The sequence below is a fragment of the uncultured Sphingomonas sp. genome (assembly GCF_934560975.1).
In the GTDB taxonomy this organism is placed as follows: domain Bacteria; phylum Pseudomonadota; class Alphaproteobacteria; order Sphingomonadales; family Sphingomonadaceae; genus Sphingomonas_I.
Genome location: NZ_CAKTFO010000006.1, coordinates 28,323 through 51,022, shown reverse-complemented (window position 1 = coordinate 51,022; position 22,700 = coordinate 28,323). Strand labels below are relative to the sequence as shown.

Sequence of the window (22,700 nt, the reverse complement as noted above, 5' to 3'; positions counted from 1 at the left end):
TGGCGGAAAGCACCGGCCGACCGCCTTTACGCCTTGTGCGGAGCCTCGACGAAGCTGATCCCGGGATTTGCATCGACCGGTGCCGCCGCGAACCGTGCATGGCGCTGCTCGATCGGGTCGCGCTTGCCATGCTGCGGCAGCAGGGCGAACATTTCGTCGGCGCGCTTCGGATCGGTGATCGCCTTTTCGACCATGTAGTTGAGCAGGCGGAACAGCCCCATGGCGGAACCGGCATCGTCCCTGGGGTCGATCATGCCGGGGGCCGCCGCGCCCGCCCCGATCACCCGCAATGTGTCGAGCGCGACCTGAACCCGCACCCCGATCGTGCCGCTGCCGACGAGCTGGCCGACCTGCTCGTCCATGCCGTGCCTGGTCGCGCCCAGCAGCGGCAGCAATGTGTGGATCGCCAGGCGGAGCAAGGCCGCGGCCGCGCGAGGCGAGCCCGGCAGGATGGCCGCGGCCTCGTGATAATCGGACAGGATGGTGGCCGGCATGTCGTCCACCGGCGGTGGGGCTTCGCCCACGACGGGCTTTGCCAGCCGGCCGTCCAGGAACACCGCCTCCCGCTTGCACGATCCGCACTGCGCGACGACGATCTCCGCCCCCTTCAGCTGGCGACCGGTATAGACGGTGCCGCCAAGCTGGCGCTTCACATCGTGGAGGCTGCCCCAATAATGCTGCGCATAGACCCGACAATCGGGATAGGGGCAGACGAAAGGCGTTTCCAGTTGGTTGAAGCGTCCATGGCCGTCATAGGCCGACGCAAAGGCCGTGCCGGCCGACGGTGGTGATTTCAAGATTCCTCCCCCCGGATCAAATCTGGCCCGGCTCTACCAGCCTTCAGGCCGGAGCTTCAACCCTTGGGGCACCCCGCTCCGCCGTGAGCAACAGGCGCTTGCCCGCGCTCCGCCTCCGCACTGTCCATCACGGGGCAATCGGACATGCGATGTTCGCGAGCGGACAGACGGACGGCAAACCGCGAAGGGGGCGGAATCACGTCAACGCCGCGATACCGCAAGCGCGGCTCCGGCCTGGTGCCCGGCCTCTGATGTGGGGAAAGCGCCCGACACACAAGCACTTGGAAAGAATGGTGGAGCCGTGGGGGATCGAACCCCAGACCTTCGCAATGCCATCGCGACGCTCTCCCAGCTGAGCTACGGCCCCTCGCCTTTCCAGCCCGAATGGGCCGTCGACGTCTGCAACCGGCCTGGGTTAGTGCCGGTGCGTGGTGTGGCCGCGCTTCTAGGCAAACGCGGCCACCATGGCAAGCGGCCTAAACCGCTTTTTTCATAAATTAATGATCTTCTTCCTGTTCGCCGGTGTCGACGCCGATGTCGTCGTCGCCGCCCAGATCGACGTCGTCGTCCGCGCTCGGCTCCTCATCCTCGTCCACGTCCAGATCCTCGGCGAGGTCGACGTCGCTATTCTCGGCCTTCTGCGCGGCGGGCTTGGGCGCGTCGAACGGCAGCGGCTGCTTGGACTTGAGCACCGTTTCCGGCTCGAAATGGGTACCGCATTCGACGCAGGTCACGGGATCGTCGTTGCCGAGATCGTAGAAGCGCGTCCCGCACTTGGGGCAGGCGCGCTTGGTGCCCCATTCAGGTTTCACCACGGGTAGGAACTCCACCTTCGATAGATCAGGAAAGGCGATCTGGCCACAAAGCCGACCCGCCCGACACGCAGGTGCCTTGCCACGGGCCGGGGCCGCTGGCAAGGACCGCCGCCAATGCACCAAGTGGCCCCCACCCCCGCCGCGTTCAAGAGCGTCGGCGCACTGAGCGGCCGGGTTCGCGTACCCGGCGACAAGTCCATTTCCCACCGATCGCTGATGCTGTCCGCGCTGGCGGTCGGCGAAAGCCGCGTGGAGGGGCTGCTGGAGGGTGAGGACGTGCTTGCCACCGCCGCCGCCATGCGGGCGATGGGCGCGGACATAAAGCGCGGCGACGACGGCTGCTGGACCGTCCAGGGCGTGGGCGTCGGCGCGCTGCTGCAACCTGCCCAGGCGCTCGACATGGGCAATTCCGGCACCTCCACCCGCCTGCTGATGGGGCTGGTCGCCAGCCATCCGATCAGCGCGACCTTTGTGGGCGACGCCTCCCTGTCCAAGCGGCCGATGAACCGCGTGATCGAGCCCTTGTCGCAGATCGGGGCGGAGTTCAGCGCATCGCCCGGCGGGCGCCTGCCGCTGATGCTGCGGGGAATCTGCCCGGCGGTGCCGATCGAATATCGCCTGCCGGTCGCGTCGGCGCAGGTGAAGTCGGCCGTGCTGCTGGCCGGCCTCAACACCCCCGGCATCACCCGCGTGATCGAGCCGGTGCCGACCCGCGACCATAGCGAACGGATGCTGCGCGGTTTCGGCGCGGACCTGATGGTGGAGCAGGAGGCCGACGGCACCCGCATCATCGCGCTGCGGGGCGAGGCGGAGTTGCGGCCGCAGCAGATCGTGGTGCCGGGGGATCCGTCGTCCGCCGGCTTCCCCACGGTTGCGGCGCTGATCGTGCCGGGTTCGGACGTCGTGATCGAGAATGTCGGCCTCAACCCGACCCGCGCCGGCCTGTATGAAGTGCTGCGGCAGATGGGAGCCGACATCACCTATCTCGACCAGCGCGAAGTGGGTGGCGAACCGGTCGCCGACCTGCGCGTCCGCGCCTCCACCCTCAAGGGGATCGAGGTGCCGCCGGATGTCGCGCCGAGCATGATCGACGAATTCCCGATCCTGTTCGTTGCCGCCGCCTTGGCGGAGGGGCGCACCGTGACGCGCGGGCTGGAGGAGCTGCGCGTCAAGGAAAGCGACCGCCTGTCCGCCATGGCCGAGGGGCTGCGCGCGATCGGGGCGCGGGTCGAGGAAACCGAGGACGGCCTGATCATCGACGGCACCGGCGGGGAGCCGCTGGCGGGCGGCGCCACCGTCGCCACCCATCTCGACCATCGCATTGCCATGAGCTTCGCGGTGGCAGGCCTGGCGGCGCGTGATGCCGTGACCATCGACGACATGGGGCCGGTGCAGACCAGTTTCCCGATCTTCACCGACCTGATGCGCAGCCTTGGCGCGGAGTTGAGATGAGCGGGATGGGGCGGCGCACCGTGCTTGCGACCGGCGGGGTCGCCGCCTTGGCCCTGTCGGCACCGGGCCGGGCCCGACCGACGACGGGCGCCATCCGCCTCCGGCCCGACCGGGAGGCGATGGTCGCGGTGCCCGGCGGCCGGGTCTATGTGCGGGTCAATGGCGACCTGAAGGCCAAGCGGCCGCCGATCGTGCTGCTGCATGGCGGCCCCGGCAGTTCGCACTGGTATTTCCTGAACGCCACGGCGCTGGCGGACGACCGGGCTGTGATCCTCTACGATCAGCTCGACAGCGGGCGGTCCGACATGCCCGGCGATCCGGCCAACTGGGTGGTCCCGCGCTTTGTCGACGAACTGGACGCGATCCGCGCGCATTTCGGACTGGACCGCTGGCATGTGCTGGGGGCGAGTTGGGGCGGGACCGTGGCGCTGGAATATGGCGCGCGCCATCGGGACCGGCTGGCGAGCCTGATCCTCCAGTCGCCGCTGATCTCGACCGGGCGTTGGCTGGCCGATGCCCGCCGGCTGAAGGACAGCATGCCGGCGGGGGTGCGCGACCTGCTCGACCGCTGCGACACGCCCGACCCGGCGCTGGCGGTGGCGTGCCAGGCGGCGACCGACGCCTTCTACGCGCGCTATGTCCGCCTGCATCCGCCAGCACCCGCCATCGCCGCCTACCGGGACGCTTTGCCACGCAGCTTCAGCCCGAACATCTATACGTATATGTGGGGCCGGGCGGAGTTCACCGCGACCGGGACGCTGGCCGATTATGACGGCACGCCACTGCTACGGAAGCTGGACGGACCCCGTACCCTGTTCGTTGCGGGGGAACATGACGAGGCGACGCCCGCGACCGTGTCCGCCTTTGCGCGATCGGTCCCGGGTGCACGCTTTGCGGAGGTGGCGGGTGCCGCCCACTCAATCATGAACGACAATCCCGCGGCATTCCTGGCGATGCTGCGCCCCTGGCTTGCGGAGCATGACGCATGACGTTCGACCTGCCCAACATCGTCGGACTGATCGGCAGCGCATTGATGGTGGTGGCGTTCGCCTATTCCAACATCGCCAGGCCGATGAACCTGGTCTTCTTCAACCTGCTCAACCTGGTCGGGTCGGCGCTGCTGATCGGCTCGCTCAGCGTCCACTTCAACCTGGCGTCGATGGCGTTGGAGGTCGTGTGGGCGATCATTGCGTTGTTGGGGCTGGTAAAGGCTGTAAGGACGCGCCCATGATCATCGCAGTCGACGGCCCCGCCGCGTCGGGCAAGGGCACCATCGCCCGCGCCTTGGCGCGCCATTACGAACTTCCGCACCTCGACACCGGCCTGCTGTATCGCGCGGTCGGCCTGTCGGTGCTTGAAGCCGGCGGAGACCCCGCCTCGCCCGAGCAGGCGCTGGAGGCGGCACGGCATCTCAGCAGCGCGTTCGACGATCCGGGCCTGAAGTCGGAGGCGGCGGGCAAGGCCGCGTCGCTGGTGTCGGTCCATCCGGAGGTGCGCGCCGCCTTGCTCGACCGGCAGCGCCATTTCGCGGGCCGGCCGGGCGGCGCGGTGCTGGACGGGCGCGACATCGGCACGGTGATCGCGCCGCACGCCGATGCCAAGCTGTTCGTCACCGCCTCCGCCGAGGTCCGCGCCGCGCGCCGCCATGGCGAGTTGGTTCGCATGGGGCTGGACGTGTCGCCGGATGCGGTGATGCACGACATCCGCTCCCGCGACGAACGCGACAGTTCGCGGTCGGCGGCCCCGCTCAGGATGGCGGAGGATGCGGTGCTGCTCGACACCAGCGACCTGTCGATCGACGCCGCGATCGACGCCGCGTTGACGTTGATCCAGACGCACGGGCGCAACGCCGCGAACGATTGATGCGGCTGCTCCTTCCCCTCGCCGCGCTGCTCGCCGCCGCGCCGGTCGCGGCACAGCCCCTGCCCCGCGTCGCGATCAGGACGACGGAGGGCACGATCGTCGTGTCGCTGGAAACCCGGCGCGCGCCGATCACCGCCGCCAACTTCCTGCGCTACGTCGATGCCCACAAGTTCGACGGCAAGACCTTCTACCGCGCCGCCCGCGCCCGGAGCGACCCCAAGCGCGGGCTGATCCAGGGCGGCATCGACAGCAACATCCGGGAAAGCTTCTTCCCGATCAAGCATGAGCCGACCAGCCGGACCGGGCTGCGCCACGTGGACGGGACGCTGTCGATGGCGCGCAATGCGCCGGGCAGCGCGATGGGCGATTTCTTTATCACGATCGCGCCGGCGCCCGGGCTGGATGCGGCGCCCGACTATCCCGGCTATGCGGCGTTCGGCCATGTGGTGAGCGGGATGGACGTGGCGCATCGCATCCTGGCCAAACCGACCTGGCCGGGTGGCCATTCGCTGACCACCATGGGCCAGTCCATCCGCCAGCCGGTGAAGATCATCTCGGTCCGCCGCCTGCCCTGACCTGGCGACCTGCCCTGACGAAAAAAAGGCCCGGCGGGTCGTCCCACCGGGCTTTCAGTCTGCGCCAGGGAGTCACACATGGCGGACGCCCCGTATATAACCTACTTACATGGTAGAAAATAGAGGATCGCTATCCGCGGGCAAACTTCCGCTTGTCGCACACGATCGGGCTTAGCCGTTGTTGACGACTTCCGCGCCGAGGTCGCTGGCATTGGCCGCATTGTCGAGGCCGTTGTCGAGCGGCAGCGCGCTGTCGTCGAAGCTGTTGAGGTCGGTCGCCGTTTCGTTGGTGACGGTGGCGTTGACGTTGGTCGTCTCGGACGAGCAGGCCGAGAGGCTGAGCGCGACGGCGGCGAGCGGCAGGAAAACGAGCGTCTTGGTCATGATGATCTCCGTGGTTGCGGTTCCGAACCTTCGGCCACGCCCACGGCGCCGCCCCTGTTGTCGGAACAGGTTTGGTACTCCCGGGACGAGGGGGGATCAATCCCTACTTCCGCGCTAGGAATCTGGGTTTTCCAGGCTGGGTCGGGCAATGGCGCGCCGCTGTTGTGGACTGTGCGGTCGCGGCATAAGCTGCCCCAAACGGGTCAAGAAAGATCCCGGTGGAGAGACATGCCATGCCCGAACCCATCAGCCGCCGTTCGCTTATCGAACTGGGATTGACCGGGGCGACCGTCGCCATGAGCGGCGTGGCCCGCGCGCGGGCGCCGGCGGCGGACAAGGAGCGGGTCGGCTTCGCCGTGGTAGGCCTCGGCAAGTTGGCGCTGGGCCAGATCGTGCCCGCCTTGAAGAAGACGCGCGTGGCCAGCCTGGCCGCCGTGGTCAGCGGCCATCCCGACAAGGCGCAGCGGGTGGCGGCGGAACAGGGCCTGCCCGCCGACGCCATCTATTCCTATGACGATTACGACCGCATCGTGCGCGATCCCCGCATCCAGGTGGTCTACATCGTGCTGCCCAATGCGATGCATGCCGAATATACGATCCGCGCCTTCAAGGCCGGCAAGCATGTGCTGTGCGAGAAGCCGATGGCGACCAGCGTCGCCGATTGCGAGGCGATGATCGCGGCGGGCAAGGCCGCCGATCGCAGGCTGATGATCGCCTATCGCTGCCTGACCGAGCCGCTGAACGTGGAGGCGATGCGTTGCGTCCGCTCGGGCTCCCTGGGCCGGCCGCGCCTGGTCACGACGCAGATGACGCGCCAATCGACGCTGGACGATCCGTCCGACGTGTGGCGGCTGGACGGCAAGATGTCGGGCGGCGGCGCGCTGATGGACATGGGCATCTATGGCATCCACGCATCGCGCTACCTTCTGAACGAGGAGCCGGTGGAGGTGAGCGCCTGGTCGCAGACCGACCGCAACGATCCGCGCTTCCGCACGGTGGAGGACCTGTATTCCTGGCAGTTCCGCTTCCCGTCCGGCGCGATCGCAGAGGGATCGACCTCGTTCAACGCTTCGGCGGAAATGGGCTATCAGGTGACGGGCGAGCGCGGGCGACTGGTGGCGGATCCGGGCTGCTTCTACAACGGCAACCACCTCAGCCTGGTCGATGGCGGCAGCCGCAAGGACATCCCGATCACGGAGGTCGACCAGTTCGCCCAGGAGATGGACTGGATGGCGCAGGTCGTGCGCGGGCGCGCGCCGATGCTGGCGCCGGGTGAGGAAGGCCTGCAGGACGTGCGCCTGATCCAGGCCATCATGCAGTCCGCCGCCGTCGGCGGACGCACCATCCGCACCGACTTCGGCTATCGCCGCCCCGCCGATCCGGCGCAGGCGGTCAGGAGTTGACCGGATCCGGCGAGACCGGGATAGCGCGGGCATCGCCGACCCGCTCCTCGCCGGTGAACAGCCGATCAAGGCGCAGGCGCACCTCGCGCTCATATTCTTCGCGGCGAGCGGACGGGGGCGCGGTGATGGCGATTTCGCGGCTGATCGCGCCCTTGATCCGGTCCATGGCGGCCTCCCCCAGCACGCCCGCACATTCCAGCTCGCGGCACAATTGCACCAGCCCCACGGCCGTCGCCTGCGCGCGGAGGCCGACAAAGGTCACGGTCTGGTGCAATTTCTTGTCTTCCACATAGGACATGACGGCCTCTCCTTCTGCTCTGTATTTGTTGGACACAACGATCGAGGGGAACGTTCGGACGCGATCCGCGCCTGTCTGCGCGCCGGCCGCGCCGAATCCGCCTTGGTGATGCGGCGCGGCCCGCGTAGAGAGCAACCGTTCCTCCGGCCGCGAAGAAGATCATGAGCAAGTCCGCTACCGACCTGATGCAGGAGATCATCGTCTCCTCCCTGATCGATGCCGTTGCGGCGTTGCGGTCCGCGTCCAAGGGCGTTCCGAACGCCATGCTGCGCGACCTCAACGCCATCGGGCCGAATACCGGCTTCAGCGACCTGCCGGCCGAGTTGCAGGCCAGCATCGGGGAGTCCGTCCGAGCGGCGTTCAACCGGCTGCTGAAGGAGGGGTATAGCGTGGCGCCCGGCACGGGGCGGGCGCCGACCCGCCCCGACCGGCCCGTTCCGCCGAGTGGCGGCGCCCCCCGACCACGTCCCAATCGCCCCGCCGAGCGCCGCCCGCGTCCGCCCCGCCCACCCCGCGATCGCTGAGCCCGACCTTCAACGATTTCGGGATGATTGTTGCGACAGCTTGCTCCCTACTTCGCAGATGCAACAAATCGATGCGGCACTTAACCGCATTTGCAAGTAATGTTGAAGACTAATCATGCGTTCGGCATTTGGTTAACTGAACGTTAGCCATCAATATGCGGAACACCCCCTTCGCAATGCTGTTGATCCATCACGGCAATAACAAGAATTGCGAAGGAGTTGAGGATGTCCTTTTCCGCGCTCGTCCGTGATGTTCCCATCCAAGACGATCAACGGCCCAACCGTTACCGGACGCAGATCCAGGCGAGTGCATCGCCGGACCAATCCCCGGCCCGCCCGGTAATTGTCCACAATATTTCCAGCCACGGCCTGCTGGTCGAAGCACAGGGATTGCTGCCGGCCGACCACCCCATCCTGTTCGACATTCCCGGACTTGGCAGCCGGCTTGCCCAGGTCGCCTGGAATAGCGGCAGCCTATACGGATGCGAGTTCCAGCAACCGCTGAGCGAGGCCGCGGTCCGGCGCAAGGTGCGGGGCGAGCGGATCGTGTGGGGCGACTTTGCACGCGACCGCCAGTCCGCCGAACCAGGGCACGGCACGATCCTGGCCGCGCCCCTGCCATCCGCCGAACCCGACCTGTTCAGCCCCACCGTCGGCCGCGATGACGATGCCCTTTGGTCAGGACGCGCGCGGGTGGCGATGATCGTCGGCAGTTCGCTGTCATTGTGGGCGATGATGGGCACGTTGCTCTACTGGCTCGCGACCTGACGGAGCGTGGCAGGGAGCTGGCGAGGAGCGATCAAGACGCTTGCCGCCGGATCGCGGCTGGAGTATAAACACGCGTCCAGCGAGTATTGCTCGTGGAGGAACGGCGCGCGGAGTGTGGCTCAGGTCACGCTTTTTGACGCGCCCTTTTCGCATCATGCGCTAAGCCCTCCACCCGTCTCACCCGATTTGGATGCCGTCTCGCGCATACGGCACGGGCGGCGGTTCGGCTGAAGACCTCCGGAGACAACCGGACGGCCGGAAACAAGACTGTAAGGAACTCAACTGTTTATGGCCACTGCGGCATTCCCCTCACGCGATGATTTCGCGGCACTCCTCAACGACACGCTTGGCGGCGAGAACCAGGGCTTCGAAGGCCGGGTCGTCAAGGGCACCGTTACCGGCATCGAGAACGACATGGTCGTGATCGACGTCGGCCTCAAGTCCGAAGGCCGCGTCGCGCTGCGCGAGTTCGCGCCGGCACCGGGCCAGAAGGCCGAGCTCAACGTCGGTGACGAGGTCGAGGTTTTCGTCGATCGCGTCGAGAACAGCGCCGGCGAGGCGATGCTCAGCCGCGACCGCGCGCGCCGTGAAGCTGCGTGGGACAAGCTGGAAGGCGAATTCGCCGCCGGCAACCGCGTCGACGGCGTCATCTTCGGCCGCGTCAAGGGCGGCTTCACCGTCGACCTCAACGGCGCCGTGGCGTTCCTGCCGGGCAGCCAGGTCGATATCCGTCCGGTCCGCGATGTCGGCCCGCTGATGGACATCCCGCAGCCGTTCCAGATCCTGAAGATGGATCGCCGCCGCGGCAACATCGTCGTGTCGCGCCGCGCCGTTCTGGAAGAAACCCGCGCCGAGCAGCGCACCGGCCTGATCCAGAGCCTGGCCGAGGGCCAGATCGTGGACGGCGTGGTCAAGAACATCACCGATTACGGTGCGTTCGTGGACCTGGGCGGCATCGACGGCCTGCTGCACGTCACCGACATCAGCTACAAGCGCGTCAACCATCCGTCCGAAGTGATCAACATCGGCGACACGGTCCGCGTGCAGATCATCCGCATCAACCGCGACACGCAGCGCATCAGCCTCGGCATGAAGCAGCTTGAGAGTGATCCGTGGGAAGGCGCCGGCGCCAAGTATCCGGTCGGCGGCAAGTTCACGGGCCGCGTGACGAACATCACCGAATATGGTGCTTTCGTCGAGCTGGAGCCGGGCATCGAAGGCCTGGTCCACGTCTCCGAGATGAGCTGGACCAAGAAGAACGTCCATCCGGGCAAGATCGTCTCCACCTCGCAGGAAGTGGACGTCATCATCCTGGAAGTCGACGAAGAGAAGCGCCGCATCAGCCTCGGCCTGAAGCAGGCCCAGGCCAATCCGTGGGAAGCCTTCACCGAGCGTCACCCGGTCGGCTCGACCGTGGAAGGCGAGGTCAAGAACGCGACCGAATTCGGTCTGTTCATCGGCCTGGATGGCGACATCGACGGCATGGTCCATATGTCGGACATCGCCTGGGGCGTGACCGGCGAGGAAGCCCTGGCGCTGCACCACAAGGGCGAGACCGTCCAGGCGCAGGTGCTGGACGTCGATCCGGAGAAGGAGCGCATCAGCCTCGGCATCAAGCAGCTTGAGCGTGGCGGCGTGTCCGCTGGCGGCGGCTCTGTCGGCGGCGCCGGCCGCGGCGCGGTCGTCACCGTCACCGTGCTGGCGGTCAATGACGGCGGCCTGGACGTCCAGGTGGGCGACGATGGCGCGACCGGCTTCATCAAGCGTGGCGATCTCGGCCGCGACCGCGACGAGCAGCGTCCGGAGCGTTACCAGGTCGGCCAGAAGCTGGACGCGATGGTGACCGGCTTCGATCGTTCCAAGAAGCCGACCTTCTCGATCCGCGCCATGCAGATGGCGGAAGAGAAGCAGGCCGTTGCGCAGTACGGTTCGTCCGACTCGGGCGCGTCGCTGGGCGACATTCTCGGCGCTGCGCTGAAGGCACGCGACGAAGCGTAAGCTAATGTACTTGTAAGTTGGACCGGTGTGAGCAATAATGCCCACACCGGTCCTAACTTACGATAACCTTTTCGTTGAGGGTGGATCGACAGGCGGGCGATCGATGATGCGGGAAATCTCTGTCGTGGGGGCGACGAGGTTTCACTATCCGCAGGGTCACTTTGGGGGGCAGATACGTGATCAGGTCCGAACTCGTTGCGCTGGTAGCCAAGGATCAGCCGGGCTTGTCGCCGAGGGAGGTCGAGCAGATCGTCTCCTGCATCTTTGACGCGATCTCCACCCAACTTGCCAGGGGCGGCCGTGTCGAACTGCGCGGCTTCGGCACTTTCACCACTCGCGCCCGCGACGGCCGGGTCGGCCGCAATCCCCGCACGGGCGAATCCGTGGAGGTCCACGCCAAGCGCGTGCCCTACTTCAAACCCGGCAAGGAAATGCGCCAGCGCTTGAACGTCTGAGCGGCGGGGAGCTTGATATATGGACAGGCTGTTGTGCATCGTGTCGAACTCACGCGCTACCTGCCCCGATGCCTGCCGGCATGAGGGGTTTGACCACCTCACCCAACCTTGCTCACCCCTTTAAGCTTCTCCCGTCACCATGGCCTCCTGCCAGGGTGAACAGCTGAGGGCTCGCCGGCACATGGCGAGCAGCCTGTGGCCCGTCGGGCGTTTTCTACGTCGATCATCGCGACCTTGCGTTAAATCGCAACGTTCCGGCCGCTGCTCCGACAGTCTTGCGGCACCGGGCCAAGATCATGGCGTCGTTCAGCAATCCTCGCCGAAGAGATCGTGCGTGCGCCGAGATATTCGATCTGCGCCAATTGTCGCCGCACACCGCCACCAAATGCCGGCGACGGCGCGGCATGCCGTATCCTTCACAAAGACCGGAGCGCTCCGCCCGCATGCGACACCATTTCCACTGCTGGGCTGTGGCCTTCGCGGGCGCACTGCCCCCGCTGGGCCAGGCAGATCCTTGCAGACGGTGGTTGGCTGCCGACAGGTGGGCAGACATCTCGCCCAAGCGAGACTGGGACTACATCGGACGATGGATCGGCTCATCTTACCGCATCACCGCGGCCGGACTTGGCACTGCTGAGGTCGTAGCACGCCGTGCGATACCGTTCGCCTCCTGGGCTGTCGCCTTCGCGGGCGCATGGCTTGCCTGAAGCCAGGCAGGTTCCAGCATCTGGCGTTGGGTGGCCAAACGGGTCGGGAGGCTTGTTTGCGGTGCGTAGCGGAGCGATGTTCGGTGATGGATCAAAGGACAGAGCAGGGCTCTCTTCCGGTCCGATACATGGCACCTGAGGGGTGGTGCGGACGGCGGGACTCGAACCCGCACTCCTGTCGGAAGAGGATTTTAAGTCCCCAGCGTCTACCATTCCGCCACGTCCGCACGCAGTGCGCTCCTTAGACGCGGTTCGGTTCAGATGGAAACACTGCTGCGGCGGGCACGGGCGCCTGGACGCCAGCATGGTGGCGCTCGGCACACCTGATCCCCATGGCGCGCCTTTCCGCAAAGGCGCAATCATGTTCGCGCGGAACAATCCAGCGGGTACGGGCATGTTGGTTGCGAAAGGATCAGGGATGCCGACCAAGCCGACCCGTTTCAATGCGATCGCCGATCAATTGCCCGGTCTGGGCCGCGACCCCGCGTCCGTCCGCAAGCGGATCGAGACCATGGAGCGCCTGCTGGAGCGTGCATTCGTGCTGCCCGGCACCAACCGCCCGGTGGGGCTCGACGTGGTGCTGGACCTGCTGCCGGTGGCGGGCAGCGTGGTGGGCGCGGCGCTCGGCAGCTGGATGGTGTGGGAGGCGCGCAACCTCGGCATGTCGCGTTGGCAGATGGCGCGGATGATGGGCAATGTCGGTTTCGACGCGCTGCTGGGCGCGATCCCCTGGATCGGGGCGGTGCCGGACTTCTTCTTCCGATCGAATACGCGCAACCTGCGCATCATCCGTCGCCATCTCGACCGCCATCATCCCGCGACGGCGACGGTCCGGACCTGATCGCGCTGCGGCGCATCGACTGCCCCCGGCCCATCGGCGCGCACCATGACCGATCCGACATGATGATCGGCAAGCCCTTGAATGCGTTGCACAATCGCGCTGCTCAGCGGGAAGATGCCCAACCGCCACATCGCAGTCGGCCGCTAACGGTGCGGGCATATGGTAGATGTTGCACTTGCGTGACACTCTCTAGAATAATCTGTCGCACTGCCGCTGCTGCCAAGCAACATATTGTCATGTCGGAAAATTGGAGAAAGTATGCCCCCTCAATCAGGGGGATTTTGAATGCGGGTGACCACGCTTCTTCTTTGCGGTGCATGCCTTCCGGCGCTGGCGCTGTTCGCAGGCGCAGCACAAGCGCAGGCGGTTCAGACGGGACCGGATGCCGCCGTCACCGGCGCTGCCGAAGCCGGTGGAGAGATTGTGGTCACCGGCTCGCGCATCCGGCGCGACCCGCTGGACAATGACTCGCCGGTGGTGGTGCTCGATCAGTCGTCGCTGCGGCAGACGGGCCTGACGTCGGTCGCCGACATCCTGCAACGCCTGCCGAGCGCGGCCGGCGGCCTCAACACCAAGACCAACAATAGCGGCAATATCGGCAATCCGCAGGATGGCGGCGGCGTCGGCGCGGGTTCGGCGGAGATCGACCTGCGCTACCTGCTGGCCAAGCGCACGCTCGTGCTGGTCGACGGCCTCCGCTTCATCAACGGCGCATCCGCCAGCGGCATTCCCTCGACGGTCGACCTCAACACGATCCCCAACAGCATGGTCGAGCGGATCGAGGTGCTGCAATCCGGCCAGTCGCCGCTCTATGGGTCCGACGCGATCGCCGGCGTGGTCAACATCATCACCAAGCAATCGCAAAAGGGGCTGCTGGCGTCGGCTCAATATGGCAAATATCGCGCAGGCGATGGCGGCGCGCAGGACTACAACATCAGCTACGGCCTGCAGTCGCCTTCGACCGGCACGTCGATCGTGGTGGGCGCAAGCTATGTGAAGCAGAATGCGGTGCGCACGGCCAACCGCGACATTTCGCAATTTCCCAACGCCGGCCAGGTGAGCTGCGCCGAGCCGATCGGCGGCTGCTCCAGCGCGACGCCGCTCGGCCGCTACGACATCAACGGCCGGCGCCTGACCCTGAAACAGCCCGTGATCGGCCGCAGGCCTGTTTACAATGCGGCCGACCCCGTCGGGCCGAACAGCGACTACACGACCTATACGGGAGCGGCGGCGTACAACTTCGCGCCGTTCAACTACTTCCTGACCCCGTCCGAACGCTATGGCGGCTATGTGAGCGCGCGCCAGGAACTGGGTTCGGACGTCAACCTGCGGGTCAAGGCGCTGTATAACCGCCGCAATTCGCAGAACCAGGCGGCGTTTTTGCCGCTTTCGATCGGACCGGATGCGGGTAACGGCACGTTGCTCGACCGGATCGTGATCGATGCGAGCAATCCCTTCAACCCGTTCGGCACGACCCTTTCCCCGGGCGGCGACGGCAATGCGCCTGCTAATTATTCCATGATCCGCCGCCGCCTGGTCGAGGCGGGGCAGCGCACCTACACGCAGCATGTCGACACCTGGTCGCTGACCGGCACGCTCGACGGCAAGTTCGAGGTCGGCAACCGCACCTTCTACTGGGATGTGAACGCCGTCATCGGCTTCAACAATGCCGAGCAGGTGTTCACCGGCAACGTCAATTCCGCCAGGTTGGCGCGCGCCCTTGGTCCGGTGTCGCAGTGCACCGACGGCTGCGTGCCGTTCAACATCTTCGGCGGCGCCGGCTCCATCACCCAAGCGATGCTGGATTATGTCGGTTTCGTCGAACATGACAGCAGCAGCCAGTCGCTGCAGGATTATACCGCCAACCTGACCGGCGACCTGTTCGACCTGCCGGCCGGGCCGGTCGGCTTCGCGGTCGGCTACGAACATCGCGAGCAGTTCGGCCAGTTCGACCCGGATACGATCATCCAGCAGGGCCTGGGCGCGGACATCCCGGCGCAAGCTGCGTCGGGCTACTTCAACACCGACGAATTCTATGGCGAAATCCGGGTGCCGATCCTGAAGGACACGCCCTTCTTCCAGTCGCTGGAGCTGGACGGCGCGGCGCGCCACGCCAATTACTCCACCAGCGGGAGCAGCACGACGCTGACGGGGTCGGCCTTGTGGAAGCCGATCAACGACCTGCTGCTGCGCGGTTCCTATGCGGAGGGCTTCCGTGCCCCCAGCATCGGCGAGCTGTTCGGCGCGCAATCCCGCGCCGACGCCCCGATCGACGATCCCTGCACCAACGTGCCCGGATCGCAATATCAGGGATCGGCGACGGTGCGCAGCAACTGCACCGCCAACGGCGTGCCGGCGAACGGCAGCTACAGTGAGCCGCTGGGCGGCCAGATCGGCACGCTGACCGGCGGCAACCGCAACCTGGCGCCGGAAACGTCCAAGACCTGGCTGTTCGGGGCGGTCTACAGCCCCAACTGGGTGCGGGATGCCGGCGTTGCCAGCCAGTTCAGCATCGAAGCCAATTATTACGACATCAAGGTCAAGGGCGCGATCGCGGCGATCAACCCGCAAGTAACCCTGTCGCGTTGCGCGACGCTGGGCGATGCGCTGAGCTGCGGCAACGTGATCCGCACCCCCAGCGGCCAGATTGCGAGCGTTATCGGGCTCCTCCAGAATATCGGCGGCATCCGCACGCGCGGCGTCGACCTGACCATCAACTACCGCTCGCCGGAGACGGGGATCGGCACGTTCGGCTTCAACCTGAACGGCAACCACCTGGCCAAATATGAGGAAAGCTTTCCCACGGAAGACGGCACCTCCACCCTCAACTATCGCGGCACCACGCGCGGCTTCCCGGATCAATCCTATCCCAAGTTCAAGGGGACGGGTGTCGTGAGCTGGGCGGCGGGGCCGGTCGAGGCGTCCTTCACCGGGCGCTACATCAACCATGTCTCCGAAGCCGACGGACGCAAGCTCAACAACCGCTTCTACGGCGACGTGCAACTGACCCTGTCGCCCGACTTCCTGGATAACAAGATGTCGTTCACTTTGGGTGTGCTGAACCTGTTCAACCAGGATCCGCCGGCCTGCTTCAGCTGCACCGGCCCGAATTACGACCCGACCACCTATGACGTGCCGGGCCAGTTCGGTTACTTCCGCATCACCTATCGTATGTGACCGGAGGGAGAGGCGTCCGCAGGGACGCCCCTTTCCCCTGCAAAGTGCGTGGTGTCAGGCGGCGGGTGTCAGCCCGCCGTCTGGATCTTCAGCCGCATGTCGGGTGCCGCTCCACCCTGATGCACGGGACAGCGTTGCGGGCGGAAGCGGCGGTCGAGGCATAGCCAGACTTCCTGGAGCCAGCCCCTGCGATTGACGTTGAGCCGCACCGATCCGGTCGGCAGGCGGTTGGTCCGCTCATACGCGCCGGAGAATTGCCGGACGGTGAGGTCGGGCGTCCCGGCGAGCGTCGCCATGGCGGGCGCACGCAGCCGCCGGTAGAGGCGACCGGCCTGCCCGAAATAGCGATCGGGCGTATAGCCGGCCATGCAGGTGCCGTGCTTGGCCCATTCATGCTGGAGCAGTTGAGCGGAAGGCGTGGCGCAATAATGGGCACGCAGGGTGGATTGCGGCAGGATCGCGGCCGAGCGGCAATATTGCGGCCATTGCGCGCCCTTCCCGTCCGGCCAGAGCCCGTGCAGCACGAAGCCGCGCGCGATGGCGCAATCGACATGCTCGCCATTGTCCGCCTCCGGCCGGCATTGTTCCGGCGTCCAGATCAGCGACAGCGTATAGCTGCCGATCGGCAATTTCCGCGCGGGCTGATCCGCGGTCGGACCTTCCAGGCGCGGTGTGGGCAAACCGGCGGGGGGCTGACAGGACAAGGCTGCTGCCAAAGCGAGGAACGGCGCCATCATGCTTCAACTCCCACTGCCTGCCGGACGGACCAGCACCCCGGATGCGACCTTACGCTGAACAGAGCCCAGCATCCATCAGATGCCGACGAAATCCAGCCCGATGTCCACGGCCGGGGCCGACTGGGTCAGCCGACCGACCGAGATATAGGTCACGCCAGCCTCGGCAATCCCGCATATGGTCTGCAACGACACGCCGCCCGACGCCTCGGTCGGGACACGCCCACCGACCAGCGCCACGGCCTGGCGCAGCAGGTCCGCTTCCATATTGTCGAGCAGCAGCCAGGTCGCGCCGGCGTCCAGCGCGGGCGTGATCTGGTCCAGGCGATCGACCTCGACGATGATGCGATCGATCCCCGCCGCCACCGCGCGTTGCACGGCCGGGCGGACGCCGCCCGCCACCGCGACATGATTGTCCTTGATCATCGCCGCATCCCACAGGCCCATGCGGTGGTTGCGCGCGCCGCCCATGCGCGTGGCATATTTTTCCAGCAGCCGGAGGCCGGGCGTCGTCTTGCGCGTGTCGAGCAGCACCGCGCCCGTCTCGGCGATCGCGTCCACATAGGTCCGGGTCAAGGTGGCGATACCCGACAGATGCTGGAGCGTGTTGAGCGCCGACCGCTCCGCCGTCAGCAGCGCGCGGGCCTGCCCCTCGATCCGCATCAGGGCCGCGCCTGGCTCCACCACGTCGCCGTCACCCACCATCATGTCGAGGCTGGCCTTCGGATCGAGCCGGGTGAAGAAGGCAGCCGCCAGCGATGCACCCGCGACCACGATCCGCTCGCGCGCGGTCATGAAGCCCGTGAACCGCGCATCCGCCGGGATCACGGCGGCGGAGGTGATGTCCCCCCGCTCGCCCAGATCCTCCGCCAGGGTGCCCGCAACGAAGGCGGCATCGTCGAAGCCGGGAATGGCGACGGGCGATCCGCTCATCCGCGAGGAACGCCCAAGTCGCCCTGCCCCACGCTCGCGCTCGCCATCTCCAGCATGCGGTCGAGCGAGTGCCTGGCGGCGATCCGCAGATCCTCGTCCAGCTCGATCCGGGGCTGGAGGTCGCGCAGGGCGAGGTACAGCTTCTCGATCGAGTTCATCGCCATGTACGGGCACATGTTGCAGTTGCAATTGCCGTCCGCGCCCGGCGCGCCGATGAACGTCTTGTGCGGCGCGGCCTTCTCCATCTGGTGGATGATGTGCGGCTCGGTCGCGACGATGATCGTCTCGGCCGGGGTCGACAGCGCGAAATCGAGGATGGCGCGGGTCGATCCGACCTGATCGGCATGGTCGAGGATATAAGCGGGACATTCCGGGTGCGCCGCCACCGGGGCGTCCGGATATTGCGCCTTCAGCTTCAGCAATTCCGTCTCGCTGAACGCCTCGTGCACGATGCAGGCGCCCGGCCACAGCAGCATGTCGCGCCCGGTCTTGCGGTTGAAATAGGCGCCGAGATTCTTGTCGGGCGCGAAGATGATCTTCTGATCCATCGGGATCTGGCTGAGGATCTTCTCGGCCGAGGAGGAGGTGACGATGATGTCGCTATGCGCCTTCACCGCCGCCGAGCAGTTGATGTAGGTGATGGCGAGGTGATCGGGATGCGCCGCGCGGAAGCGCGCGAACTGTTCGGGCGGGCAGCTATCCTCCAGGCTGCATCCGGCGGCCATGTCGGGCAACACCACCGTCTTGTCCGGCGACAGGATCTTGGCCACCTCCGCCATGAATTTCACCCCGCAGAAGGCGATCACCTCCGCGTCCGTTTCCGCCGCCTTGCGGCTGAGGTCCAGGCTGTCGCCGACGAAATCGGCCAGGTCCTGAATGGCTGGCTCCTGATAATAATGGGCCAGGATCACCGCGTTGCGCTCCCGCCGCAGGCGGTCGATCTCGGCAAGCAGGTCCAGTCCGGCGAGGCTCGTGGTCGGTGCGTTCATGCGGGTCAGATAGGACGTCCTACGACCTTTGTCGAAGGCGACCTGTTTGAAATTATCAGACAAATGTGGGAAGCAGGCCGCCTATAAACCTTATGAGGGGATCTTGATGCTACGGGGTGTTGCAACGCTGGGCGCGATGCTGCTGGCGGGAAGTGCGCTGGCCGCGCCATTGGCCACGGTGGATCGCAACGGCAGCATGGTCGCGATCGAACCTTATGCACCCAACGTGGTGCGGGTGACGATCGCACTGGATCGCGCGCTGGCCGAAAAGCAGCCCGGCTACGGCATTTCCGCCAAGAGCGACGCCGCCGGGTGGAGCCACAATGCGGGGCAAGCCGGCGATCGCTTCGCTTCGGGCGCGATGAGCGTCACCGTCAATGCGCAGCCCTGGCCGGGCGCGCCGACGCAGATGCAGCGTTACTTCGCGCCGTCCCTGCCGCCCGTGTCGATCGCGGTGGCGGATGCGTCGGGCAAGCCGGTCGTGACCATGAACGGCTGGGAAATGTCCCCGCACGAAGTGAGCGGCGAGCAGACATTCCGCGTCGGCGCCAGCTTCTCCATCACCGCCAATGAGCATTTTTACGGCCTCGGGCAGAATCAGGAAGGCATCCTCGACCTCAAGGGCCGGACGATCGACTGTCGCCACAATTACGATGCCCCGGCCGGCGAGACGGTGTGCGTGCCCGTCCTGGTCAGCACCAACAATTACATGATCGTGTGGGACAATCCGTCCGTCACCACCGTCTCCCCGGGTCTCCAGAATGCCACGCGGTTCCAGAGCAACGTGGGGGAGCGCGTCTCCTTCTTCATCGTCACCGGCGCGAACAGCGATGAGCTGTACAAGGGCTATCGCCTGCTGACCGGCGTCACCCCGCTGCCGCCCAAGGCCGCCTTCGGCCTGATCCAGTCCAAGGCGCGCTACGAAAGCCAGGCCGAGGTGCTTGGCGTCGCGGAAGGCTATCGCCAGCGCGGCTACCCGCTCGACATCATGGTGCTGGACTGGTTCCACTGGACCCGGATGGGCCAGATGGACATCGACCGCACCTTCTTCCCCGATCCGCAGGGCATGAACCGCCAGCTGCACGATTGGGGCATGAAGTCGATCATTTCGGTCTGGCCGCGCTACGAGCGCGAGGGGCGCTATTTTGACATGCTGGCCGCCAAGGGCTGGCTGTTGCAGGACAAGGACGGCAATCCGGTCGACGGCCTGCCGATCCGGTCGGACCGCGCGGGCGGCCTGATCGACAGCACCAATCCCGAGGCGCGTGCCTGGTTCTGGAGCAAGCTGCGCGACAATATCCTGAGCGAAGGCTTCGACTATCCGTGGCTGGACGAGACGGAGCCGGACCTGGTTCCCGCCGGCTATCGTTATTCGATCGGCACCGGCGACCGTTATTACAACGTCTTCCCGACCCTTCACACCGGCGGTGTCGCGGAGGGCTCCCTGCGTGACAAGCCCGATTTCCGCCGCCTGATCTTGGCCCGCGCCGCCTATCTGGGCGCGCAGGCGAGCGGCGCGATCTTCTGGACGGGCGACGTGACCTCGACCTGGGAATCGCTGAAGCGCCAGGTGCCCGCCAACCTCAACATGGCGGCGAGCGGTATCGCTTATACCGGCAGCGACACGGGCGGCTGGCAGTGGCCGAACGGGCCCAAGGCGCAGCACACCCCGCTGGTGGACCCTACCGGGGCGGTGTCGACCGGCCAGAATTATCCGGACTATCCGGAATTGTTCGTCCGCTGGTTCGAGCTGAACACCTTCACGCCGACCTTGCGCATCCACGGCCAGCGGCCGGGCAGCCTAGCGATCTGGGACTATGGCAAGGCAGCGGAGCCGATCCTGGCCGACTTCCTGCGGCTGCGTTACCAGCTGATGCCGTACCTATATGCGCTGGGTAAGCAGACCAACGACACCGGCGCGCCGTTCATGCGCGCCCTGTTCATGGACTTCCCCAACGATCCCGCGGTCGCCACGATCGGCGACCAATATATGTTCGGCCCCGCTTTCCTGGTGGCGCCGATCACCGATCAGGGTGCCACCAGCCGCAAGGTCTACCTGCCGGCCGGCAACGATTGGTATGACTGGTGGACCAACCAGAAGGTTGCGGGCGGACAGTGGATCGACGCGGCCGCGCCGATCAACCGCATCCCGCTCTATGTGCGGGCCGGGTCGATCGTGCCGCTGGGCGCGCCGGTGCCGAACACCGCGACCAAGCAGGCCTTGTCCGAAATCCGGGTGTTCCCGGGTCGGGACGCCACCTTCACTCTCTATGACGACGACGGGCAGACCAACGCGTACATGAAGAATGGCGGCAAGTCGGCGACGTTGCGCTGGGATGATGCGGCGGGTCGCCTCACCGGCGGCGGAACCCTGCCGACCGGGCAGGCACCCGGCCCGCTGGTCAAGGTCGTCGGCCGCTAAGACGAACGCTCCCGTGCCTGTCAGCAGGCACGGGAGCAATGCTTTCGCGGATCAGGCCTCGCCGGCAAAGCGCGCCGTCACGGTCGCGTCTATCCCGGCAGCCTTCAACGGCATGGCGAAGCTGCGTTCGATCGCCCGACGCGCGGCGTCGCGCGCCAGCCGCATCGGCAGACCTTCCCGCGCCTGACGCACCAGTTCGGTCTGACCCGCCGTCCTGTTGGCGGTATCCAGGCGCGCCTCGGTGTCGGTCAACGCCATCAGCACCCCGCCTTCGCCATAGGTCTGGATGCGCCGCAGATCGACTTCCGGCGCCGACACCTTCAGCGGAGGCAGGGATATGGTCAGCCTGCGGGTGGCGGCATCCCAGCGCAGGTCGCGCTGCTGGAGCGCGGCGAGATCCAGTTCGTAGCGCACCATGCCGGGCATGATCAGGGTCTTGCGCGCCGACAGGCCGAAGCGGTGCTGCTCCGACGTGACCACCGCCACGAACCGCGCAGCGAATGGCGTCAGCACCGCCTGCTCGCGCACCGCCTGCAGGCTGGCGGCGGCAACCGTCACCGGATCGGGATCAAGCTCTCGCCGCAGCTTCCACCCCATGGCGAAAACGACCGCCGCCGCGATCGCGACGACCAGGATCAGCGCACCAAGGATCTTGGCGACGGGCCGGATCATGCCGCCAGCGCCCATTTGTCGCCGTCGCGCCAGACACGATCGCGCGCTTCAAGGTCGAGCAGGTGCGCCAGCACCGATCGGCCGGCGGCGCCGTGCAGGCGCGGGTCCAGTCCGCGATACATCAGGGTCACCATGGCGGGCACCGGTTGCGCCTCATGCTGGAGCAGCTCCAAAATCTGCCGCTCGCGCTGGCGGCGGTGCATGGCCATGGCGCGGACGAAGCGTTGCGGCTCCTCGACTGGCGCGCCATGGGCGGGGTAATAGATGCGGTCGTCGCGCGCGACCAGGCGATCGAGGCTCTTCATATAAGCGGCCATGTCTCCATCGGGCGGGCTGACCACGGTGGTCGACCAGCCCATGACATGGTCGCCGCTGAACAGGGCCTTGCTCTCGCGCAGGGCAAAGCAGAGGTGGTTGGAAGTGTGGCCGGGCGTCGCCACCGCCTCCAGTGTCCAGCCCGCGCCCGCCACTGTCTCGCCATCCGCCAGGATGCGGTCGGGCCGGTAATCGACGTCGAACGCCGCATCGGCGCGGGGTCCGTCGTCCGCCATGGTCAGCGGCGCGCAGCCGACGACCGGCGCGCCTGTCGCCGCCGCGAGCAGGCGGGCGGCCGGGCTGTGATCGCGATGCGTGTGGGTGCAAAGGATGGCGACGATCCGCTCCCCCGCCGTCGCGGCCAGGATCGCGTCGACGTGGTGGGGCAGATCGGGACCAGGGTCGATCACCGCCACGTCGCCATGCCCGACGATATAGGTCTGCGTCCCTTCGAACGTGTAAGGCGACGGATTGGGCGCGAGCAGGCGGCGCACCAGCGGTTCCAGCCTGTCGGTGTGTCCGATGGCCTGTGCAATGGTCTGTGTCACCTCCCCTATTTGGGGGCGGTCGGCCGCGCT

General features: G+C 66.5%; 22 protein-coding genes and 2 tRNA genes. 13 read left to right on the top strand and 11 right to left on the bottom strand.

The genetic code is table 11. The features are described from left to right. Positions 1 to 26 precede the first annotated feature (26 nt). From Q0D93_RS06595 to Q0D93_RS06585, 3 genes are all read right to left on the bottom strand, one after another. Positions 27 to 797 carry a hypothetical protein gene (locus Q0D93_RS06595; protein WP_294392192.1) on the bottom strand — a complete coding sequence of 257 codons (771 nt, stop codon included), beginning with the start codon at positions 795 to 797 and terminating at the stop codon, positions 27 to 29. A gap of 291 nt (positions 798 to 1,088) precedes the next feature. After that, positions 1,089 to 1,164: transfer RNA gene (locus Q0D93_RS06590), tRNA-Ala, on the bottom strand. A gap of 130 nt (positions 1,165 to 1,294) precedes the next feature. Beyond that, entirely contained in the window at positions 1,295 to 1,612 is a 318-nt protein-coding gene (locus Q0D93_RS06585) for a TIGR02300 family protein (protein WP_294392191.1), read from the bottom strand. Between the two features lie 114 nt (positions 1,613 to 1,726). On the opposite strand from Q0D93_RS06585, the gene aroA reads away from it, so the two are divergent. Genes aroA through Q0D93_RS06560 form a run of 5 tightly spaced genes read left to right on the top strand, consistent with a single transcriptional unit; the run spans position 1,727 to position 5,502 of the window. After that, positions 1,727 to 3,064 carry a 3-phosphoshikimate 1-carboxyvinyltransferase gene (aroA, locus tag Q0D93_RS06580; RefSeq protein WP_294392189.1) on the top strand — a complete coding sequence of 446 codons (1,338 nt, stop codon included), beginning with the start codon at positions 1,727 to 1,729 and terminating at the stop codon, positions 3,062 to 3,064. Next, positions 3,061 to 4,053 (top strand): proline iminopeptidase-family hydrolase, encoded by a 993-nt coding sequence (locus Q0D93_RS06575; RefSeq protein WP_294392188.1) that lies wholly within the window; start codon positions 3,061 to 3,063, stop codon positions 4,051 to 4,053. The genes aroA and Q0D93_RS06575 overlap by 4 nt, the downstream gene beginning before the upstream one ends. Then, complete coding sequence (locus Q0D93_RS06570) at positions 4,050 to 4,295, top strand: hypothetical protein (protein ID WP_294392186.1); 246 nt, start codon at positions 4,050 to 4,052, stop codon at positions 4,293 to 4,295. Before Q0D93_RS06575 ends, Q0D93_RS06570 begins: the two co-directional genes overlap by 4 nt. After that, a complete protein-coding gene (gene cmk / locus Q0D93_RS06565) occupies positions 4,292 to 4,927 on the top strand; it encodes a (d)CMP kinase (protein ID WP_294392185.1) in 636 nt (211 codons plus the stop codon). Before Q0D93_RS06570 ends, cmk begins: the two co-directional genes overlap by 4 nt. After that, the gene (locus Q0D93_RS06560; RefSeq protein WP_294392184.1) at positions 4,927 to 5,502 is read left to right on the top strand and encodes a peptidylprolyl isomerase; all 576 of its coding nucleotides are present in this window, start codon (positions 4,927 to 4,929) and stop codon (positions 5,500 to 5,502) included. The genes cmk and Q0D93_RS06560 overlap by 1 nt, the downstream gene beginning before the upstream one ends. Positions 5,503 to 5,673: 171 nt before the next feature. On the opposite strand, the gene Q0D93_RS06555 is transcribed toward Q0D93_RS06560, so the two are convergent. Continuing rightward, entirely contained in the window at positions 5,674 to 5,886 is a 213-nt protein-coding gene (locus tag Q0D93_RS06555) for a hypothetical protein (RefSeq protein ID WP_294392183.1), read from the bottom strand. A 233-nt stretch (positions 5,887 to 6,119) separates the two neighbouring features. Between Q0D93_RS06555 and Q0D93_RS06550 the strand changes: the two genes are divergently transcribed. Beyond that, positions 6,120 to 7,289, top strand: coding sequence for a Gfo/Idh/MocA family oxidoreductase (locus tag Q0D93_RS06550; RefSeq protein WP_294392181.1), 1,170 nt, complete (start codon positions 6,120 to 6,122; stop codon positions 7,287 to 7,289). Here Q0D93_RS06550 and Q0D93_RS06545 read toward each other — a convergent pair. Next, positions 7,279 to 7,587: a hypothetical protein gene (locus Q0D93_RS06545; RefSeq protein ID WP_294392180.1), complete on the bottom strand. Its 309-nt coding sequence runs from the start codon at positions 7,585 to 7,587 to the stop codon at positions 7,279 to 7,281. The two genes, Q0D93_RS06550 and Q0D93_RS06545, sit on opposite strands and share 11 nt — an antisense overlap. A gap of 161 nt (positions 7,588 to 7,748) precedes the next feature. Here Q0D93_RS06545 and Q0D93_RS06540 point away from each other — a divergent pair, with 161 nt between their 5' ends. The 4 genes from Q0D93_RS06540 to Q0D93_RS06525 all read left to right on the top strand — a co-directional run bounded on the left by Q0D93_RS06540 (position 7,749) and on the right by Q0D93_RS06525 (position 11,332). Next, positions 7,749 to 8,111, top strand: coding sequence for a hypothetical protein (locus Q0D93_RS06540; RefSeq protein ID WP_294392178.1), 363 nt, complete (start codon positions 7,749 to 7,751; stop codon positions 8,109 to 8,111). A gap of 225 nt (positions 8,112 to 8,336) precedes the next feature. Beyond that, entirely contained in the window at positions 8,337 to 8,879 is a 543-nt protein-coding gene (locus Q0D93_RS06535; RefSeq protein ID WP_294392175.1) for a PilZ domain-containing protein, read from the top strand. Between the two features lie 288 nt (positions 8,880 to 9,167). Further along, positions 9,168 to 10,877, top strand: coding sequence for a 30S ribosomal protein S1 (rpsA, locus tag Q0D93_RS06530; protein ID WP_294392174.1), 1,710 nt, complete (start codon positions 9,168 to 9,170; stop codon positions 10,875 to 10,877). 176 nt (positions 10,878 to 11,053) lie between these two features. Further along, positions 11,054 to 11,332, top strand: coding sequence for an integration host factor subunit beta (locus Q0D93_RS06525; RefSeq protein ID WP_294392172.1), 279 nt, complete (start codon positions 11,054 to 11,056; stop codon positions 11,330 to 11,332). Between the two features lie 850 nt (positions 11,333 to 12,182). On the opposite strand, the gene Q0D93_RS06520 is transcribed toward Q0D93_RS06525, so the two are convergent. After that, positions 12,183 to 12,266 (bottom strand) — tRNA-Leu (locus Q0D93_RS06520). Between the two features lie 191 nt (positions 12,267 to 12,457). Here Q0D93_RS06520 and Q0D93_RS06515 point away from each other — a divergent pair. Together Q0D93_RS06515 and Q0D93_RS06510 are read left to right on the top strand one after the other, a co-directional pair. Beyond that, complete coding sequence (locus Q0D93_RS06515) at positions 12,458 to 12,880, top strand: DUF4112 domain-containing protein (RefSeq protein WP_294392170.1); 423 nt, start codon at positions 12,458 to 12,460, stop codon at positions 12,878 to 12,880. Between the two features lie 291 nt (positions 12,881 to 13,171). Further along, positions 13,172 to 16,057: a TonB-dependent receptor gene (locus Q0D93_RS06510; RefSeq protein ID WP_294392168.1), complete on the top strand. Its 2,886-nt coding sequence runs from the start codon at positions 13,172 to 13,174 to the stop codon at positions 16,055 to 16,057. Between the two features lie 68 nt (positions 16,058 to 16,125). On the opposite strand, the gene Q0D93_RS06505 is transcribed toward Q0D93_RS06510, so the two are convergent. From Q0D93_RS06505 to nadA, 3 genes are all read right to left on the bottom strand, one after another. Next, positions 16,126 to 16,794 carry a ribonuclease T gene (locus Q0D93_RS06505; RefSeq protein WP_294392166.1) on the bottom strand — a complete coding sequence of 223 codons (669 nt, stop codon included), beginning with the start codon at positions 16,792 to 16,794 and terminating at the stop codon, positions 16,126 to 16,128. A gap of 75 nt (positions 16,795 to 16,869) precedes the next feature. Next, positions 16,870 to 17,724, bottom strand: a complete 855-nt coding sequence (gene nadC, locus Q0D93_RS06500) for a carboxylating nicotinate-nucleotide diphosphorylase (protein WP_294392164.1) — start codon at positions 17,722 to 17,724, stop codon at positions 16,870 to 16,872. Then, the gene (gene nadA / locus Q0D93_RS06495; RefSeq protein WP_294392162.1) at positions 17,721 to 18,713 is read right to left on the bottom strand and encodes a quinolinate synthase NadA; all 993 of its coding nucleotides are present in this window, start codon (positions 18,711 to 18,713) and stop codon (positions 17,721 to 17,723) included. Before nadA ends, nadC begins: the two co-directional genes overlap by 4 nt. A 106-nt stretch (positions 18,714 to 18,819) precedes the next feature. On the opposite strand from nadA, the gene Q0D93_RS06490 reads away from it, so the two are divergent. Then, positions 18,820 to 21,135 (top strand): TIM-barrel domain-containing protein, encoded by a 2,316-nt coding sequence (locus tag Q0D93_RS06490; protein WP_294392160.1) that lies wholly within the window; start codon positions 18,820 to 18,822, stop codon positions 21,133 to 21,135. Positions 21,136 to 21,186: 51 nt separating this feature from the next. Here the strand turns inward: Q0D93_RS06490 and Q0D93_RS06485 are convergent, their stop codons facing one another. Both Q0D93_RS06485 and Q0D93_RS06480 read right to left on the bottom strand, forming a co-directional pair. Then, positions 21,187 to 21,807 (bottom strand): DUF4230 domain-containing protein, encoded by a 621-nt coding sequence (locus Q0D93_RS06485; RefSeq protein ID WP_294392158.1) that lies wholly within the window; start codon positions 21,805 to 21,807, stop codon positions 21,187 to 21,189. After that, positions 21,804 to 22,670: an MBL fold metallo-hydrolase gene (locus Q0D93_RS06480; protein WP_294392156.1), complete on the bottom strand. Its 867-nt coding sequence runs from the start codon at positions 22,668 to 22,670 to the stop codon at positions 21,804 to 21,806. The genes Q0D93_RS06485 and Q0D93_RS06480 overlap by 4 nt, the downstream gene beginning before the upstream one ends. Between the last annotated feature and the right edge of the window lie 30 nt (positions 22,671 to 22,700).

What these genes read in the sequence shown, in the direction of transcription:
- aroA (WP_294392189.1), top strand. Translation starts at nt 1,727, where the DNA reads ATGCACCAAGTGGCCCCCACCCCCGCCGCGTTCAAGAGCGTCGGCGCA.
- Q0D93_RS06575 (WP_294392188.1), top strand. Translation starts at nt 3,061, where the DNA reads ATGAGCGGGATGGGGCGGCGCACCGTGCTTGCGACCGGCGGGGTCGCC.
- Q0D93_RS06570 (WP_294392186.1), top strand. Translation starts at nt 4,050, where the DNA reads ATGACGTTCGACCTGCCCAACATCGTCGGACTGATCGGCAGCGCATTG.
- cmk (WP_294392185.1), top strand. Translation starts at nt 4,292, where the DNA reads ATGATCATCGCAGTCGACGGCCCCGCCGCGTCGGGCAAGGGCACCATC.
- Q0D93_RS06560 (WP_294392184.1), top strand. Translation starts at nt 4,927, where the DNA reads ATGCGGCTGCTCCTTCCCCTCGCCGCGCTGCTCGCCGCCGCGCCGGTC.
- Q0D93_RS06555 (WP_294392183.1), bottom strand. Translation starts at nt 5,886, where the DNA reads ATGACCAAGACGCTCGTTTTCCTGCCGCTCGCCGCCGTCGCGCTCAGC.
- Q0D93_RS06550 (WP_294392181.1), top strand. Translation starts at nt 6,120, where the DNA reads ATGCCCGAACCCATCAGCCGCCGTTCGCTTATCGAACTGGGATTGACC.
- Q0D93_RS06545 (WP_294392180.1), bottom strand. Translation starts at nt 7,587, where the DNA reads ATGTCCTATGTGGAAGACAAGAAATTGCACCAGACCGTGACCTTTGTC.
- Q0D93_RS06540 (WP_294392178.1), top strand. Translation starts at nt 7,749, where the DNA reads ATGAGCAAGTCCGCTACCGACCTGATGCAGGAGATCATCGTCTCCTCC.
- Q0D93_RS06535 (WP_294392175.1), top strand. Translation starts at nt 8,337, where the DNA reads ATGTCCTTTTCCGCGCTCGTCCGTGATGTTCCCATCCAAGACGATCAA.
- rpsA (WP_294392174.1), top strand. Translation starts at nt 9,168, where the DNA reads ATGGCCACTGCGGCATTCCCCTCACGCGATGATTTCGCGGCACTCCTC.
- Q0D93_RS06515 (WP_294392170.1), top strand. Translation starts at nt 12,458, where the DNA reads ATGCCGACCAAGCCGACCCGTTTCAATGCGATCGCCGATCAATTGCCC.
- Q0D93_RS06505 (WP_294392166.1), bottom strand. Translation starts at nt 16,794, where the DNA reads ATGATGGCGCCGTTCCTCGCTTTGGCAGCAGCCTTGTCCTGTCAGCCC.
- nadC (WP_294392164.1), bottom strand. Translation starts at nt 17,724, where the DNA reads ATGAGCGGATCGCCCGTCGCCATTCCCGGCTTCGACGATGCCGCCTTC.
- nadA (WP_294392162.1), bottom strand. Translation starts at nt 18,713, where the DNA reads ATGAACGCACCGACCACGAGCCTCGCCGGACTGGACCTGCTTGCCGAG.
- Q0D93_RS06490 (WP_294392160.1), top strand. Translation starts at nt 18,820, where the DNA reads ATGCTACGGGGTGTTGCAACGCTGGGCGCGATGCTGCTGGCGGGAAGT.
- Q0D93_RS06485 (WP_294392158.1), bottom strand. Translation starts at nt 21,807, where the DNA reads ATGATCCGGCCCGTCGCCAAGATCCTTGGTGCGCTGATCCTGGTCGTC.